At 48.3% G+C, this 17,087-nt stretch carries 13 protein-coding genes; 2 read left to right on the forward strand and 11 right to left on the reverse strand.

Annotation, left to right across the window (positions count from 1 at the left end; genetic code table 11):
* Window positions 1-136 precede the first annotated feature (136 nt).
* From EJL04_RS08760 to EJL04_RS08785, 6 genes are all read right to left on the reverse strand, one after another.
* Window positions 137-730 carry a DUF6621 family protein gene (locus EJL04_RS08760; protein WP_125104682.1) on the reverse strand — a complete coding sequence of 198 codons (594 nt, stop codon included), beginning with the start codon at window positions 728-730 and terminating at the stop codon, window positions 137-139.
* Window positions 731-882: 152 nt separating this feature from the next.
* Window positions 883-2,862: a KUP/HAK/KT family potassium transporter gene (locus EJL04_RS08765; RefSeq protein ID WP_021853651.1), complete on the reverse strand. Its 1,980-nt coding sequence runs from the start codon at window positions 2,860-2,862 to the stop codon at window positions 883-885.
* A 407-nt stretch (window positions 2,863-3,269) separates the two neighbouring features.
* A complete protein-coding gene (locus EJL04_RS08770; RefSeq protein ID WP_053399042.1) occupies window positions 3,270-4,286 on the reverse strand; it encodes a zinc-binding alcohol dehydrogenase family protein in 1,017 nt (338 codons plus the stop codon).
* 22 nt (window positions 4,287-4,308) lie between these two features.
* On the reverse strand, window positions 4,309-5,565 hold the full coding sequence (gene fucP / locus EJL04_RS08775; protein WP_125104683.1) for an L-fucose:H+ symporter permease: 1,257 nt from the start codon (window positions 5,563-5,565) through the stop codon (window positions 4,309-4,311).
* A 16-nt stretch (window positions 5,566-5,581) separates the two neighbouring features.
* Window positions 5,582-6,505, reverse strand: a complete 924-nt coding sequence (locus tag EJL04_RS08780; protein ID WP_125104684.1) for an amidohydrolase family protein — start codon at window positions 6,503-6,505, stop codon at window positions 5,582-5,584.
* 15 nt (window positions 6,506-6,520) lie between these two features.
* Entirely contained in the window at window positions 6,521-7,453 is a 933-nt protein-coding gene (locus EJL04_RS08785) for an aldo/keto reductase (RefSeq protein WP_021853654.1), read from the reverse strand.
* A 499-nt stretch (window positions 7,454-7,952) separates the two neighbouring features.
* Between EJL04_RS08785 and rhaD the strand changes: the two genes are divergently transcribed.
* Window positions 7,953-8,762 (forward strand): rhamnulose-1-phosphate aldolase, encoded by an 810-nt coding sequence (gene rhaD, locus EJL04_RS08790; RefSeq protein WP_021853656.1) that lies wholly within the window; start codon window positions 7,953-7,955, stop codon window positions 8,760-8,762.
* Window positions 8,763-9,642: 880 nt separating this feature from the next.
* On the opposite strand, the gene rhaT is transcribed toward rhaD, so the two are convergent.
* The 3 genes from rhaT to EJL04_RS08805 form a co-directional block, all read right to left on the reverse strand.
* Window positions 9,643-10,656: an L-rhamnose/proton symporter RhaT gene (rhaT, locus tag EJL04_RS08795; protein ID WP_021853657.1), complete on the reverse strand. Its 1,014-nt coding sequence runs from the start codon at window positions 10,654-10,656 to the stop codon at window positions 9,643-9,645.
* 105 nt (window positions 10,657-10,761) lie between these two features.
* Window positions 10,762-12,018, reverse strand: coding sequence for an L-rhamnose isomerase (locus EJL04_RS08800; protein WP_021853658.1), 1,257 nt, complete (start codon window positions 12,016-12,018; stop codon window positions 10,762-10,764).
* Between the two features lie 39 nt (window positions 12,019-12,057).
* Window positions 12,058-13,548: a rhamnulokinase gene (locus EJL04_RS08805; RefSeq protein WP_125104685.1), complete on the reverse strand. Its 1,491-nt coding sequence runs from the start codon at window positions 13,546-13,548 to the stop codon at window positions 12,058-12,060.
* Window positions 13,549-13,971: 423 nt separating this feature from the next.
* Between EJL04_RS08805 and nhaD the strand changes: the two genes are divergently transcribed.
* Complete coding sequence (nhaD, locus tag EJL04_RS08810; RefSeq protein WP_021853662.1) at window positions 13,972-15,321, forward strand: sodium:proton antiporter NhaD; 1,350 nt, start codon at window positions 13,972-13,974, stop codon at window positions 15,319-15,321.
* Window positions 15,322-15,623: 302 nt separating this feature from the next.
* Here nhaD and EJL04_RS08815 read toward each other — a convergent pair whose 3' ends face one another.
* Together EJL04_RS08815 and EJL04_RS08820 are read right to left on the reverse strand one after the other, a co-directional pair.
* Window positions 15,624-16,499 carry a helix-turn-helix transcriptional regulator gene (locus tag EJL04_RS08815; protein ID WP_021853663.1) on the reverse strand — a complete coding sequence of 292 codons (876 nt, stop codon included), beginning with the start codon at window positions 16,497-16,499 and terminating at the stop codon, window positions 15,624-15,626.
* 14 nt (window positions 16,500-16,513) lie between these two features.
* Complete coding sequence (locus EJL04_RS08820) at window positions 16,514-17,086, reverse strand: GNAT family N-acetyltransferase (protein WP_021853664.1); 573 nt, start codon at window positions 17,084-17,086, stop codon at window positions 16,514-16,516.
* Between the last annotated feature and the right edge of the window lies 1 nt (window position 17,087).

Raw genomic sequence — 17,087 nt, forward strand, 5'->3', positions numbered from 1 at the left:
TGTTTTTTGTTATTAGTCTTTTAAAGATTATAGGGGATGGGACTTATGGGAGGAATGGGAGTTATTGGGCGGGTAATTGGCGATGACAGACATCTGGCAGCCAAGGCTGCCGCTCCGCCATAATCCCTGCCGCTCCCTATTTTATCTCATCGGCCCTTATGCCCAGCGCGCTCATCAGCGAGTAGCCGAGTATCTCCTGACGGAAGTTGCCGCCCTGCATGGGCTGCATGGCAAACACGGTTACACGCTTTTCGTCGTCAACGTTTCTCAGGGCATGGCGCACACGGTCGTAGATGCGCTCGGCATCGGGCACAACCATAACACGCTTCACTTCTTTCTGTGCGCATATAAGCTCTATCGTCTCAACGAAGAAATCGTCCTTGCTGACAATGTCCTCAACGGGAAGCGCACTGATAAGGAACTCTCCAAGGTTGTCCTTAAACGCCATGCCGTCAAGTTCATGGGCATATTCAGACGGCTTGAAATTGTCAAGTCTGTCTCTGTTCTTGCCGTGTATCAGAATCACCTGCGTCTGGTGTTCACCCTCGCGCAGTCCTCCGTCAAGACCGATGCAGTCAATCCAGCGCGCCATGTCGGCCTGCGGGATGCGCCGCTCTATCATCCTTTCAAAATTAACGATAAGGTCGAACGCCACTTTATCTATATAGTCGGCGTCTACCACCATAACATTCTCGCACCATTTTGCGGTGCCTGCCAAATTGTTATTCATGTATGCAAACTTACACAAAAATAATGAGAATACACACCGTTAGACAAAAAAACTGACTTTTTGATATTCTTTGTAATGTGTCTTTCAAAGCGAAAGACACATTACTCATGTTTTCAGACTAAACTATTATAGTTTTTGCACATTCTGCGGCATCATTCTGCCGGCTCAGCCCTTGCTATACGCCTTCTGCTGCCGTCGCGCTGTCCTGAAATAATCAGCGGCACACGCTCTACCACAACCACCGACGTGTCGAGACCGAGCGCCTTAGGCTCGTCTACGCCAATGCGTCTTATTATAGCATAGAGGCTCATCAGCAAGTTCTGACGGCGGTCTGATGAATCTTCGGGATAATAGATGCGGTGGATTATAATGAAGCGGAAGTCGCCGGCAATGCCCTTGCTGCGCAGCGAAGGATAAGAACTGGTAAGGTCTACCTCGCCTGAAGCCACCAGGTCTTCTATTATCTGGCGGAGATACAGGCTGACGCGCGGCTCAATTCTGAATCCGATGCGCAGGTTTATGCTGAACAGCGTGTCGGGCACGAGTGCCTTGCAGGTGTATTCGAGCGTGTCGGGCGCGTCAACAAACTCAATGTGCAGCAGCCAGTAATGGTCGGCACGCTTGGGCTGCTTGTTTATTATCGAATAAAGCAGCTTGTCGTCCACTCCGCCTTCAGTCGGTGCATGGTTTACATACACAAGGTTTGAGGCATACTTGGGTATGCTGTTGTCTGCCTTTATCGCAGATATTATGTCGTGATAGTCGCTGAGTTTCTTTATGCGCAGATAGCGGCTGCGTATCTTGCGTGCACTTATCCACACAAACATAATGAAGCAGAGCAAGCCGCCTATGAGCAGGGTGAACCATCCGCCGGCAACAAACTTAGACATGTTGGCAGCAAGGAACAGTCCTTCGAGCACACAGTAAAGACCGACAAAAATGATTACGACAAAACGCGGAGCTGACATCTTGCGCAGATAGAAGCCCAGAAGCAGCGTTGTCATCAGCATGGTTATGGTGATAGCCAGTCCGTAGGCAGCCTCCATGCGCGAAGAATCGCCAAAGAGAAGCACCGTAAACACCACGGCCACATACATAAATCCGTTTACCGTAGGAATATATATCTGTCCCTTCACATTGGTAGGGTGCTTTATCCTCATACGGGGCCAGAAGTTGAGGTTCATCGCCTCACTCAATATCGAGAACGAACCGCTGATAAGTGCCTGGCTCGCCACGATGGCCGCACCCGTTGCCATAAACACGGCAAAGAGCAGCATGCCGTCGGGCATGATGGCATAAAAAGGATTGTCGTTGCCGGCTGCACGCACCGGATTGGCAAGCACCCATGCACCCTGACCGAGATAGTTGAGGATGAGCATAATCTTGACAAAAATCCAGCTGATGGCGATGTTGTGCTTACCGCAATGTCCAAGGTCGGAATAAAGGGCCTCGGCACCCGTGGTACAGAGGAAAACGGCTCCGAGCACGAGGAACCACACGGGCGACTCTATAAGCAGACGCGCCGCATAATATGGATTAAAGGCCTTGAGAACCTGCGGACAGCCTATAAGCCACATAAGGCCAACGACACCGAGCAGCATGAACCACAACAGCATGAATGTGCCGAAAGAACGGCCTACATGCTCCGTACCAAAACGCTGCACGAAGAACACAACAGTGATGACGGCAATGGCAACAGGCAGCACGGGTATATCGGGATTGATGCCGCGCAGTCCCTCTATGGCTGTGGTAATGGTGATGGCAGGCGTTATCACTCCGTCGGCCAGCAGCGTGCTGGCTCCTATAACGGCTATGGCATAAATCCAACGCCGCTTATGCCGGCGCAACAGTGCGTAGAGAGCCAATATTCCGCCCTCGCCATGGTTGTCGGCACGCAATGCTATGAGCACATACTTTATGGTAGTCTGCAACGTAAGCGTCCAGATTATGCACGAAAGCGCTCCCAGCACGTAATTTTCTGTCAGAGCTTCGCCCGTGTGTGTTATTGCTTTCATCACATACAGGGGTGACGTTCCGATGTCTCCAAAAACAATTCCCAGCGTCATGAGTATTCCGGCAAGTCCGGCTTTGCTCACTCCCGCCGTAGCATTTACCTTAGATGTTTGTACCATATTGAATATATTTTATTTCGCCTGCAAAATTATAACGATAAAATGAAAGAAATGCTTATTTTTACATTTTATTTTATGCAGTGAGAGAAACGGCCGACTACTTCACGCACAACAAAAGGATGCGCCTACGGAATAATATGAATAAACATGAGACAGGAAACGTCTGTAAAAAACAACGATACAAAAAAACAAAAAATCTGCTGATAAGGAGGCAAGAAAAAACCGGAAGAGCAGGCATAAAGCCTTGTCTTCCGGCAGCTTATAATAACTAAACCATACAACTTTCATAAAGTGAGTCTGACGCAGGCCGCAATACTTTTAATCCCAACCGGTCTTTATCTGTCAGAATTAAAGAACAGCATCAGGACCTTGCGCTGACCGGCATAATGCCTATATCAGCCGTTAAATCAGAACTCAACAAGAATACGGAAAATCTTTCCGGGATTCTCGCTCCAGTCTTTCATTGCATCAGGAGTTTCCTCGGGAGTAACAACCTTAGATATAAACTTCTCGATGGGATAACGTCCTGTGTTAATGCAGTTGATAACGGCTCTGAAGTCAGACGGAGTTGCATTGCGAGAGCCGCGTATGTCAAGTTCCTTCTGAACGAACAGCTTTGTCTGGAAAGCCACTTCGCTCTTGGCATATCCTATGCAAACCACACGCCCGGTAAAGCCAACCTCGTTGACAGCCATAACGTAAGTGGCAGGACTGCCTACAGCCTCGATGACAACATCGGCACCATAGCCTCCGGTTATCTCCTGTATGCGCTGATGAACATCCTCTGTCATGGTGTTAACAGCAAATGTTGCTCCAGCCTCCTTGGCAAGCGCAAGTTTCTCGTCGTCAATGTCGGCAGCAATGACTATTGCACCACGCAAAGACGCACGCATAACAGCACCGAGGCCCACCATTCCGCAACCGATAACCATTACGAAGGTGTTGTCGGTAACCTCAGCACGCGACACTGCATGGAAGCCGACGCTCATAGGCTCTATCAAGGCGCAGCTGCGCACAGGAATATCGCCTGCCGGTATGACCTTTGTCCAAGGCAGAGCTGCATATTCGCACATAACGCCCTGACGCTGCACGCCCAAAGTTTCATTGTGCTCACAGGCATTATAGCGTCCGTTGCGGCAAGAGGCGCAGTTGCCGCAATTTGTGTAAGGGTTAAGCGTAACAACCATTCCCTTCTTCAGTGTGTCGGGTACATCGGCACCAACTTCCTCTATCACGGCACCCACCTCGTGTCCGGGAACGACAGGAAGCTTCACCATTGGGTTGTTGCCGCGGTAAGTATTAAGGTCGGATCCGCAGAATCCTACATATTTTATTTTCAGTAAAACCTCATCAGCCTTTATCACCGGCTTTTCTATTTCAGCCACACCAATCTCCTGAGGTGCGGCAATACGAACTGCTTTCATTTTTTCTACGTTTGTTTTTATTTTAATTTATCACTTTATATCCTTTCCAGCCATAATATGCGCAAAAAGCGAAACATATCATTGGCACAATGTATGCGATGTAGTACATCTCTTCGTTGGCATGCATGAAGTATGCCGTAAGCTGCGGCAGACAGGCGTTGCCGACAATGGCCATGACAAGAAATGCCGAACCGCTCTTGGTCTGGTCGCCCAATCCCTGCAGGGCCAAGGAGAACTGTGTGGGATAGATAATAGACATGAAGAACGACACGGCAAGCATTGCATAAATGCCTACATGTCCGCCAAAAGCGCAGATAACGCCACACAGGATTATCAGCAAGATTGAATATACCATAAGCATGTGTGACGGCTTAAACTTTATCATCAGCGCAGTGCCCACCCAGCGGCCTGCCAGAAACGCCAGCATGTAGAAGCCGAAGAACGTTGTGGCTGTGGCCTCATCAAGTCCGGCATACACACAGCAGTAAACAAGGAAAAGGCTGTTGATGGCCGTCTGTCCGCCGTTATAGAAGAACTGTGCGATGACGCCCCAGCGCAAGTGTGAATGCCTGAGCACGGAGAAGTCGATAAGCTTGCCTTCGCCGCGGGCCTCGCCCGACTTGCTTTCATCTGCTATTTTAGGAAATTTCGTAAACACGAATATCAGCGCCACGACAATCAGCAGCGTGCCCAGAAGCAGATACGGCAGACGCATCGACTCGGTCTCGTGCTGAATGTATGCCTCCCAGCCGCCTTCATAGCTCAGGGGCAATGTCTCACGCGTGTAATTATTGCCGCTCAGCACCAGCTTGCTCAAGAACATGGCTGAGATAAACGCGCCAAGACCGTTGAACGACTGGGCCAGGTTAAGACGCCTTATTGACGTCTCCGGCTTGCCCAATACAGTTACATAAGGATTGGCAGCCGTCTCAAGGAAGCACATACCCGTGGCTATAATGAAGAAGACACACAGATAAACCCAGTATGACTTGATCATAGCAGCCGGGAAGAACAGGAAGCCGCCCAGCGAGGCAAGGCACAAGCCAAAGATGATGCCGGCCTTGTAGCTGTAACGTTTCATGAACATGGCTATGGGTATAGGGAAGATAAAGTAGGCCAGCCAGTAAGCCGTCTCAGTAAACGAAGCCTCAAAAGTGTTGAGCTCGCAGGTCTTCATCAGCTGCCTTATCATCGTCGGCAGCAGATTGCTGCTTATCGCCCATAGAAAAAACAGGCAGAATATCAGCGACAAAGGCACTATATAGCTATTTTTTTTCATAACGACATCATATTATTTACTCCGACATATTCTTTACGTATGGCAGGTCAGGCAGATTGTTGAAGCCATAGAACTTTTCAGCATTCTCGCCGAGGAACAGTCTTTTTTCCCTGTCTGTCAGGTCATTGGTCTTCAGGATAAAGTCATAAGACATCTTATAGGTTATGGCCGTTATGGTGCGCGGATAATCTGATCCCCACATCAGCTTGTCGGCACCAACCATGTCGATGGCCTCCCTGATAGCCCTGACGGCTCCGTTAAAGGGATAGAACTCTTTATTGAACAGCCATGTTATGCCGCCCGACTCTATCATCACGTTGTCGTTAAGGGCGAGTTTTATCTGGTCTTCCCAGCCCGGGGCGGTAACCATGCCGAAATGTCCTATAGCAATCTTCAGGCGCGGACACTCCTCTATCACCTCCTTGATCTCGCCGTTCTGCAAGTTGTTTTCAGCCAGACACAACGACAGGATGACGCCCTTGTTCTCCATCAGATGAAACATCTTCATCATTTCGGGAGAATTCAGGTTTACTCTTCCGTCGCTCAATATCAGCCTGTGGCCTGGTATGGCAATACCCTTGAAGCCGCTATCGATAAGCGAAGCTGCCGTGTCATAGAATCCGGGCTTGAAGTAATCGCACATGCCGAACACAAAGAAGCGTTCGGGATAGTCGCTCTTCACCTTTGCCAGATAGTCGTTCTGTATGCCGTCGATAAACTCCTGCACGACAACAGCTCCGCCCACCTGTGCGTAGTTCATGTTAGAGAGGAACACCTCGGCGCTGTTTACGCCGTCTATCATAAACGGCGGAACCATCTGCACCTCTTCCGTAAGAAAGAACGACCGGCCATTCTTCAATGTCCTGACCGGCATTCCGTTCCAAGAAGTATCCTGGCGCAGCCACAAATGTGAATGCGCATCTATAATTTTATAGTCCATGTCTGCCCTGCTATATTATGTGTTAGCCCAGCGCACACGCATCTGGTCGCCAATTATTTTCTGTACTTCCTCAACCAAGCTGCTGTCCATCGGCGAATTTACATAGTCGATGTTCTTCAGCACGTTCTGAGGATTAGCCGAGCTGAACAGCGTTGTGGCGATGCGCGGATTGCTTGTAGAATACTGCACGGCGAGTTTTTCTATCGGATAGCCGTGTTCTGTGCAGTAGTCAGAAGCACGCATGCAAGCCTCCTTAAGAGCCACCGGAGCCGGATGCCATGCCGGTGCACCGCGCTGCGACAACAGTCCCATCGAGAACGGCGAAGCATTTATTATGCCCACATTGTTTGCCTCAAAGAAGTCGAGATAGTCGAGCAGCATCTCGTCGTTGAGACTATAATGGCAGAAACACAACACAGACTCAACTGTTCCGGCCGGAACATGCTCTATCACCCATTTAAGGTTTTCGGGCTGCAGGTCGGTGATGCCCACATGCTTCACCACTCCTTCCTCGCGGAGCTTCACTAGTGCGGGCAGAGTCTCGTTGACAACCTGATTGAGGTCGGCAAACTCAACATCGTGAACATTAATCAAGTCGATGTAGTCAATGTTGAGGCGCTCCATGCTCTCGTAGACACTGTCGGTTACGCGCTTGGCAGAATAGTCCCAGGTGTTGACGCCGTTCTCGCCGTAGCGTCCCACCTTTGTCGAAAGATAATATCTGTCGCGCTGTATTTCCTTCAAGGCTTTTCCCAATACCATCTCGGCCTTGTAATGACCGTAATATGGAGATACGTCTATAAAGTTAATTCCGTTGTCAACTGCCGTATGGACTGCTTTTATGCCCTCTGACTCGCGTATGTCATGAAAGACGCCGCCTAAAGAAGAGGCGCCAAAGCTGAGATTAGACACACGCATTCCTGTTTTTCCTAATTCATTGTAGATCATAGTAGAAATATTTATATCTTACGATATGACGCAAGGCAATGGAAAATGTCATATTAAAATTGTTTAAATTATTATGTCTTTCTTCACTCAACCTGCCAAATCATGCCTTTTTAAGCACTTTCAGCCACCGCATCACAGGCATTGCCACACCTTATAAATACACGAATAAAGCCATAATACGCATGTCAATGCTTACATTTTTGACAAAAATTATAGGTTGTATCCATAGATTTTCAAGAAAAAGAACGTATATTTGCACATCGCTTGTGAGCGAAAACCACATGGCGCGGATTATCTCTCCGCAGGCAGGCTTCCATCAGGAATACTTTACTAAACACATCGTCATGTTCGAAAAATGAACATCCGGATTCAGAATCATGGTTACATACGCTGAAAGGCAAGAAAAAATCATCCGTCAAAAATCCGAGTTTTAATATCAAATCACAAAGTGGTCATTATGTTCAATTTTGTAAATTTGCGCAGTCAAAATAATCAAAATATGAAAAGTATACTTGACGGACGTCCCGCATTGAAGAAAGAAATTGACAAAGTGGCTGAAGTAGCCGGTTATCTTTGGCAGAAGGGATGGGCTGAAAGAAACGGAGGAAACATTACAATAAACATCACAGAGCTGGTTGACGACGAAATAAGACAGATGCCGGCCATAAGTGAAGTGAAGCAAATAGGAGTAACGCTGCCTCATCTTAAAGGCACATACTTCTTCTGTAAAGGAACAAACCGCAGAATGCGCGACTTGGCCCGCTGGCCAATGGAGAACGGAAGCGTAATCCGTATACTTGACGACTGCGCAAGCTATGTGATCATAGCCGACAACGTGGTTAATCCCACGAGCGAGCTGCCTTCGCATCTCATGGTGCACGACCATCTGATTGAGAAAGGCTCTCCTTACCGCGCATCGCTGCACACTCACCCGATTGAGCTTGTTGCAATGACACACATACGCAAGTTCTTGGGCAAAGACGTGCTTACAAAGCTGCTTTGGAGCATGATTCCGGAGACAAAGGCTTTCTGTCCGCGCGGATTGGGCATCATTCCTTATCAGTTGCCAAGCAGCGTTGAGCTTGCAGAAGAAACTGTAAGACAGCTTGACGACTACGACGTGGCAATGTGGGAGAAACACGGAGTGTTTGCCATCGACAACGACATCATGCAGGCATTCGATCAGGTTGACGTACTGAACAAGAGCGCCCTGATATACATCGCTGCCAAGAACATGGGCGAAGAGCCTGAAGGCATGAGCGACGAGCAGATGGCTGAAATGTCTAAGGCATTTAACTTGCCTAAATAAAGTTTGAATAAAAATCTTATCATTCTCAGATAATATTAGTTTAAGAGTCTATTTAGACGGCGGAATCCTGATGCTGTGAAGCATTGGGATTCTGTTATTTTATGGGATTTTAATATCAGGCAGGACCTTATTTGCAGCTGAATAGATATGCTGACACGCCATAAAATTAAGCCCCAATCGGCATCAGGCCACCATAGCTTTATCTATTTTTGGCATTCATAATTTCAGTCCCTCTTTAGTTCACTTTTTCTTGACATAGCCCGCCATTCCTGCGAAAAATCTAACGAAAATCCCTTCAAAATAAAGCAAAAATACAGACTGGAAACTAATAACGATTTGGGTTGAAACCTCAGGCCAACAGGACGTAGCTACATAAAAGTTTATGTTACGGCTGACTTTACAGAGACGATTATCCACACCTCATGACGGCAGACTTATCCTGAAACAGCAAGATTTGTAAAAGACGGCATTCTGCCCTGTAAAAGGTGGCTTTTTACAGGCTGATATGTGGCTTTTTACATTGCGAAAAGCCACATATTGCATGCCATGAAACAGCACAGATAAATACAAGAAGTTTTTTAAGCCAAATCATACCACTTGCGTTATACAGCCAAACAATATATTTTTTCAGAAAAAAACTCGTCACTCATCACATCTGCACGTAACCATCTGACAGACAGAGACATAACGTGTGACGAGTTGAATAAGCAAAACGTCACCAAACATCACGCCCAAGCAAGGCAGGTGATATATGGTGACGTTTTACAGCTGCAACTCATCACGCCACAAGTCAGTAAAAATCAACAAGTTACACGCAGATGTGACGAGTGATGAATTTTCAGGAAAAACTTTTTTACCTTATTTGCGTCATTCGCCCGATTCACTTCAACAGCTGGGGAAGGAACGAAGACACAACAAGTATGATAATGCCGGCCACGAGCACGGCGATGGTCTTCTGCGAACAGCCTTTCCACTCTTTCAGTATTATTCCCCATACATTGCTGAAGGTTACGTTGAGGGCCATCAGTATGCACCATGAGAATGTTAGCAGTACGGGCGAATCTGTCAGGAATCCCTTGCCAAGGCTAAGACCGAAGAACTGGCTGTACCACAGCAGTCCGGCAAGGGCACAGAACACGATGTTGTTAAGATAAAGACTTGTCTGCGAATAGTCGCCCCATGTGCGGTTCTTGCCGTTCTGGTAGAAACAGTATACCGCATTGGTGACAAAGCCGCCCAGCGTAACGAGGAACGTTGCGGGCAGCGTGCGGAACATCGGGTCAGTGGCGTCGCCGAAGTTGAGATGCTCGCCAAAGCCGAGACCTATGCTGAAGCATGCGCTCATAAATCCTGCAAGCAGCGCAACGATGATGCCCTTGGTGAAGTTGAAGTCCTTAACGGCCTTCTTCTTCTCTTCGTCACTGAGCGACTGCGACTTCATGTTGCCTGCCACGCCAATAACGCCAATACCTATCAGCGTAACCACCACGCCTACGATAACGGGCATCGTAAGGTCTTGTGTGTTGCCCGTAAATATGGGGGTGAGTATGGTTCCGAGTCCGGCGCATGTGCCGAGAGCAATGCTCTGTCCGAGAGCCACTCCGAGATAGCGCATAGAAAGGCCGAACGTAAGGCCGCCGATGCCCCACAGTACGCCAAAGAACATTGTCCACAAAGCCGCCACGGGGTCTGCCATATACACTTCAGCGAGACTGTGGCCTGAAGGCACTGCCAGCAAGGCGCCGAGCAGCGGGAACACGAGCCACGCAAAGACACCCTGCACAAGCCAATAAGACTCCCAGCTCCATTTCTTTATTTTGTTGATGGGCACATAACAGCTCGACTGGCAGAATGCGCCCACAGCTATTATTATCAGTCCTATTATTATTTCCATCAGAAGAAACTGAAAAGATTATAAACTATGGATTATTAATTAAAAAAGAGTTGAGAAATATTTCTCGATTCTCAACTCTTTTCATTTGTCTTTCTGTCTACTATATTAACCTCTTTTTGATGTTACGTCTTTTTCATACTGCTCTACGTCGGCAATGAAAGCCTGACCAACAGGCACATTGTTGCGCAGACAGAACTCGTCGTAAACAGCGTTCCACGGAAGAGCCTTAGCCTCCTCGAGCAGAGCCAGACGCTCAAAGCCCTTGCCCTCGTCTTCATACTTGCGCAGTGTTGCCAGCGGCTCGAGCAGAGCGCGCAGCATGCACTTCTGTGCGGCACGGCTACCTACGACATAAGCACCGATGCGGTTGATTGAAGCGTCGAAGTAGTCGAGGCCATAGTGTACGCGGTCGAGAGCACCTGCACGTACAATCTCGCTGAATAGGTCGAGTGTCGGGTCGTCCATGATTGTAACGTGGTCTGAGTCCCAGCGGATCGGACGGCTTACGTGCAGCATCAGCTCAGGCACATAGAGCAGCATGGCCGAAACCTTGTCGGCAACGCTCTCTGTAGGATGGAAGTGGCCTGTGTCGAGTGTAATCATCTTGTTGTTCTGCGCAGCGTAAGATGTGTAGAAGTCGTTTGAGCCTACAGTATAGCTTTCAAGACCTATACCGAACACCTTGCTCTCTATGCAGTCCTTCATGTTGTCATATTTTGTTGCGAAGATCTGGTCGAGAGAGTCTTTGAGCAGTTCGCGGTATTTCAGCTTGTTCACTGTCATGTCCTTGCTTCCGTCATGCACCCAGAGGTTCATGATACAAGGATCGCCCTGCGCCTTACCCATTTCCTCGGCAATGGCACGACAACGCTTTGTGTGCTCAATCCAGAAGTTGCGTATGCCTTCGTCGGGATTTGCCAGAGAAAGGTTGCCGCTCTTTGGGTGAGAGAATGAAGTAGAGTTGAAGTCGAGCTTCATGTTGTTCTCCTTACCCCACTCTATCCAGCTTGCAAAGTGCTTAGGCTCAACCTGGTCGCGGTCGACAGCCTCGCCCTTGAAGTCGCCGTATATTTCATGAAGGTTCAGACGGTGAGTTCCGGGGATGAGCGACTTAGCCTTTATTATGTCAGCTCTTACTTCGTCTATGTTGCGTGCGCGTCCGGGATAGTTACCGGTTGTAGCGATACCGCCGCTCAGCGAACCTGTAAGGTTCTCGAAGCCGATAACGTCATCTGTCTGCCAGCAATGCAGGCTGAGATGAAAGTCCTGCATCTGATTCAACACCTTCTCTGTATCAACGCCAAGCTCGGCATAGCGCTCTTTGGCTATCTCGTAAGCCTTATTTATCATTTCTTCTTTCATAAGTTATAAGTTTTATAATTTTTTGGTTTATTCGTTTTATTATTTATTTTCTTTTGACTCTACCACTTTCAGGTATTTCTCGTAAGCAGCATCCCACTCAGCCTTGTCCTTAGGCTCGAAGCGCTTCATGCTCACGCTGTCGGCTATGATGCGGCGCATGTCGAAGATATCCTCAACGGCTCCGGCAGCCTTAGCCTGCAGCATGATGTTGCCAAGAGCGGTGCATTCCTGCGGACCGGCAAGCACGGTGACGCCTGTGGCGTTGGCCGTAAACTGGTTGAGATACTCGTTGAGCGAGCCGCCACCGATAATATGAAGAGTGTTTATCGGGAACACCGACATTTCTTTAAGATAGCCGAACACCTGACGGTAACGCAGCGCCAGACTGTCGAGTATGCAGCGGCATATCTCGGCATAGCCTTCGGGTACGTGCTGACATGTCTCTGCGCAATACTGCTTTATGGCAGCCTGCATGTCGGCAGGATTGGCAAACATCTCGTCGTCAGGGTTTATGATGCTCTGAAAGGCAGTAACCTTCATTGCGTCTGCCAGCAGCACGCCATAGTCAGACGGAGCCTCGTCGCCCCACTCCTTGCGGCAGCGCTCAAGCAGCCACATGCCGCAGATATTCTTAAGGAAGCGTGTGGTGCCTTCCACTCCGCCCTCATTGGTGAAGTTCAGCTCATAGCTGCGTCCGTTAATTATGGCGTCCTTGGTCTCAATGCCCATAAGGCTCCATGTGCCGCTGCTGAGATAGGCAAACTTCTCGTCGGCAGCAGGTACGGCAGCCACGGCACTTGCCGTGTCATGACCTGCAACGGCTATCACCGGCACGGGGCCAAGCCCTGTCATCTTCTGCACCTCATCAGTGAGCACGCCTATCTTGTAGCCGGGAACAACCATCTTGCCAAACTTGCCGCGCGGAAGTTCGAGACTCTCGAGCAGCATCTCGTCGAGCTCTTTCGTAACCGGATTGAGCATCTGGCTTGTTGAAGCTATGGTATATTCGCAGACAGCCTTGCCCGTGAGCATCCAGCTGAGCGCATCAGGCATGAAGAGTATCTTCTCGGCATTCTTCAGAGCCGAATTGCCGTCGCGTTTCATGGCATAAAGCTGAAACAGCGAATTGAAGTTCATAAACTGTATGCCTGTGGCGCCATACACTTTCTCCTTTGACACTTTCTTTTCGAAATACTCCTCCATCGCACCAAACGTGTGAGGGTCGCGATATGAGAACGGATTGCGCAGCAGCGCGCCGTCGTCACCCACACATACGAAGTCGACGCCCCATGTGTCGATGCCTATGCTGGTTATCTCGACGTTACGCTTTGCCACAATCTTCAAGCCTTTTATTATCTCGAAATAAAGAGCGTAAATATCCCAGTAAAAATGTCCGCCGGTCTCTATCAGGTTGTTAGGAAAGCGTGTAATCTCCTCTAACTTTATCTTACCGTCTGAAAGAGTGCCGACGATAGTCCTGCCGCTTGTAGCTCCAAGGTCGACAGCAAAGAAACATTTTGAATTGCCCATTTAGTATATTAGTATGTTTTTAGCGTATTAAATTAATTTCTGCAAAGATAAAGATTATTTCAAATAAGTGAATATAACAATTTGATTTTTAGACAATAAGATTTGAGAATAAAACTTAGCTTAACATTATGAAAGCATCTGTGCATCACTTCTTTGCAAACGTTTTCGTAAGGACAAGCATATCGTCCAGAGGGCAAAATCACGGCTCACGGAACGGACAGACATATTGTTACTGCCGACGGGATGACTCACGGCACAAACAGACAAAGATGAAGAAAACAAGCATAACAACACGTCACAAAAAGGCAGAAAACAGGACCAGATTATAACACGAACAAAGTATTTTTCGGTAAATATTTTATTGGAGTAGAAAATAATTACTAAATTTGCACGATAATATGAACTAATCTTAAATAATTAAAAATGTCAACTTTAACATTAGCTATCGTAACCGTATTTATCATCGGTTATCTGTGTATTGCCCTCGAAAGCTTCACCAAGGTGAACAAGGCAGCCATTGCGCTGCTTATGCTGGTGGGCTGCTGGACAATATTTATGTTCGATCCGGGAAGCTACCTGCCCGGTGTTGCCGGCGATAAGATATCGCTTGCTGTAAATGAAATAATTGAGAAGCATTTGGGAAGCACTTCAACCACACTGTTCTTCCTTATGGGTGCAATGACCATCGTTGAGGTGGTTGACCAAAACGGCGGCTTCAACTTCGTCCGCGACATGATGAAGACGAAGAACAAAAAGACTCTCTTGTGGCGAATAACGTTCATGACGTTCTTCCTTTCGGCCATCCTCGACAACCTGACGACCAGCATCGTTATGATAATGATTCTGCGAAAGCTGATTCAGGAACGTAAAGACAGACTCATATATGCGTCGCTCGTGATTATAGCGGCCAACTCAGGAGGTGCCTTCTCGCCTATTGGTGACGTTACGACAATCATGCTGTGGAACAAAGGTCTGATAACGGCTGCAGGAGTTATAAAGGAACTTATTGTGCCGTCGCTTGTTTCTGTGGCTCTGCCTGCCTACCTTCTGTCGCTGTCGCTCAAAGGCGAAATAGCTGTTCCGGCAATAGCCGGAGGCAAGACGGCTGAGACCAACGAACTGACAAAGAGACAGCGCAAGACGGTGTTCCTCATCGGTGTGGGCGGTCTTATCTTCGTTCCTATATTCAAGTCGATAACTCATCTGCCTCCGTTTGTTGGCATATTGCTGGTGCTAGGCGTGCTGTGGACCGTAACCGAACTGTTCTATCGCCATCTGCACAAAAATGAGGAGAGGGGTGCAATGCAGAAAAGAGTTGTAAACATCCTTTCACGCATCGACATGAGCACCATTCTGTTCTTCCTCGGCATACTTATGGCCGTTGCCTGTCTTGAGACAATAGGCGTGCTGGCCACTCTGGGCGAAGGCCTCAACACAACATTCAACGGCAACCATTATATCGTAACAGGCATTATCGGCGTGCTGTCGAGCATCGTTGACAATGTGCCTCTCGTAGCAGGATGCATGGGTATGTATCCTATTGCCGAAGTGGGCGACATGGCACAGGACGGCATATTCTGGCAGCTCCTGGCCTACTGCGCCGGTGTGGGCGGCTCTATGCTCATCATCGGATCTGCCGCAGGCGTTGTTGTCATGGGTCTCGAAAAGATTACTTTCGGCTGGTATATGAAGAGGATTTCTCTTATAGCATTTGCAGGATACATGGCCGGAATATTGATCTATTGGGTAGAAAAGACATTCATCGGACTATAACATAGTCATCTGCCGATAACGGCACGCATCTCATGACGCAACCGTGCATGGGGTGCACAAAATACAAAAAAAGAGGAAATGCATCAAAGCGTGCATTTCCTCTTTTTATATATCCACTTGCTCTGCCTACGCATCATTTCTCCCCCAGCCGGTCATAAAAATTTTCCGTTTTGACATTGAGCAGATTGTCATGGAACGGGTATATAATAAAATAAGGTGTATACCGCAATGAAAAAATCGGCCATTAGACATTGATTATGACTAATGACCGATTCTATTCTAAAGAGCCTTCTGCCGCACTGTCATCTTGTGCCGGCTCTATATTCGCTTGGCTTACAGCCTATCTTCACCTTAAACTTACTTGAAAAATAGTCGGGCGAATCAAAGTTGAGCCTGTAGGCAATCTCCTTTATACTCATGTCTGTGGTAGACAGCAATTCCTTTGCACGCTGCAGGCGCAGGTCCTGCTGATAAAGCGCCGGCGACATGCCGGTGTATTCCTTGAACAGCTTGCGGAAGTTAGAATAGCTTGAGCCAAGTTCTGCCGCAATCTCCTGCACCGTTATCTTCGACTCCACACCCTCGCGTATGCGCAGGCGTGCCTTGTTTATCATGTCTACGTATCCGCCGCGGCGGTTAAGCTCCATGTTGCGTTCAAGCGCATACATGTGGCCGAGCAGATTGTTCACGATGCCGGCAAGTATCTGCTGCGAATAGGCAGCCTCCTCCTTTGCAGCCTTTATGGCCGAGTTATACAGATAAACGATGTCGCCGCTGAAGCCTACATGATATACGGGCTTCTCGAGCGACAGGAAGTTGTAGCGCATACGGTCGTCCATGTTGCGGCCCTTGTAGCCAATCCAATAGCTCTTCCAGAACACTCCCGGCAGAGGATGATACGTATGCCACTCTCCCGGAAACAGCAAGAAGATATCACCGGCCTTGATATGAACATTCCTTACATGCTCCGACGAGAATATGCCCTCGCCTTCTATAAGATAGAGCATCTGATATTCATCAAGCACGCGGCCGCGCTCAACATCAAAAAAATATCCGTCGCCATGTCCCTTGGTAGGATAGTCCTCGTCAGGGCCCACTTCATCGTATCCCACAGTATTTACGACAAGTCCCCATTGGGCGTCACGGTCGTTAGCTACTAAATATTTACTGTCCTGCATGCGTCAATTTATTCTCAGTTAATTACATACTGCAAATGTTTCATGGGATGTCCGCCCCAGGTGTTGTTGCCTACGAACTTGAATCCCACCCTGCCATAAAGTTTCTCAGCCTTCGGATTACCGGTGTCTACGAGCAGTCCTACAGCAGGCAGCCCCATGCCCTTGGCCTTTTCGATAACGGCATTGAGCAATACGGTTGCCACGCCCTTGCCACGGCAGTTTTCAGGTACGGCTATGCTGTCGATATACAGCTCGCCCGGCCCAGTCTCGTCAGCTATATTGCTGAAGTCGCGGCCGAAGTTGTCATTCATGGCCTTGACAAAAGCCTTGCGCAAGTCGTGCAGATGTCCGCCGTCGTAAGACACGCACATACCGCAAACTCCGCCGTCCTCGTCTATAGCCACCATGGTGTTCTTATAGCTGTACTGCGAATCTTCCGAAAGCACGAGTTCTGTCATCACACGCTCAAAATCATCGAGAGTGTGGTCAGGACCGACAAAATACTGGCAACATTCATAATTCATTGCCTGCATTATCAGTCTTGCTATCGAAAGAGCCTGAAATTTCTGAGCTGATTGTATTTCCATT

Source organism: Prevotella marseillensis, from assembly GCF_900625065.1.
Classification (GTDB): domain Bacteria; phylum Bacteroidota; class Bacteroidia; order Bacteroidales; family Bacteroidaceae; genus Prevotella; species Prevotella rara.

Coding starts and splice junctions, on each gene's coding strand:
- EJL04_RS08785 (WP_021853654.1), bottom strand. CDS start 7,453: ATGATCTACAATGAATTAGGAAAAACAGGAATGCGTGTGTCTAATCTC.
- EJL04_RS08780 (WP_125104684.1), bottom strand. CDS start 6,505: ATGGACTATAAAATTATAGATGCGCATTCACATTTGTGGCTGCGCCAG.
- nhaD (WP_021853662.1), top strand. CDS start 13,972: ATGTCAACTTTAACATTAGCTATCGTAACCGTATTTATCATCGGTTAT.
- rhaT (WP_021853657.1), bottom strand. CDS start 10,656: ATGGAAATAATAATAGGACTGATAATAATAGCTGTGGGCGCATTCTGC.
- EJL04_RS08815 (WP_021853663.1), bottom strand. CDS start 16,499: ATGCAGGACAGTAAATATTTAGTAGCTAACGACCGTGACGCCCAATGG.
- EJL04_RS08770 (WP_053399042.1), bottom strand. CDS start 4,286: ATGAAAGCAGTTCGTATTGCCGCACCTCAGGAGATTGGTGTGGCTGAA.
- rhaD (WP_021853656.1), top strand. CDS start 7,953: ATGAAAAGTATACTTGACGGACGTCCCGCATTGAAGAAAGAAATTGAC.
- EJL04_RS08800 (WP_021853658.1), bottom strand. CDS start 12,018: ATGAAAGAAGAAATGATAAATAAGGCTTACGAGATAGCCAAAGAGCGC.
- EJL04_RS08765 (WP_021853651.1), bottom strand. CDS start 2,862: ATGGTACAAACATCTAAGGTAAATGCTACGGCGGGAGTGAGCAAAGCC.
- fucP (WP_125104683.1), bottom strand. CDS start 5,565: ATGAAAAAAAATAGCTATATAGTGCCTTTGTCGCTGATATTCTGCCTG.
- EJL04_RS08805 (WP_125104685.1), bottom strand. CDS start 13,548: ATGGGCAATTCAAAATGTTTCTTTGCTGTCGACCTTGGAGCTACAAGC.
- EJL04_RS08760 (WP_125104682.1), bottom strand. CDS start 730: ATGAATAACAATTTGGCAGGCACCGCAAAATGGTGCGAGAATGTTATG.
- EJL04_RS08820 (WP_021853664.1), bottom strand. CDS start 17,086: ATGGAAATACAATCAGCTCAGAAATTTCAGGCTCTTTCGATAGCAAGA.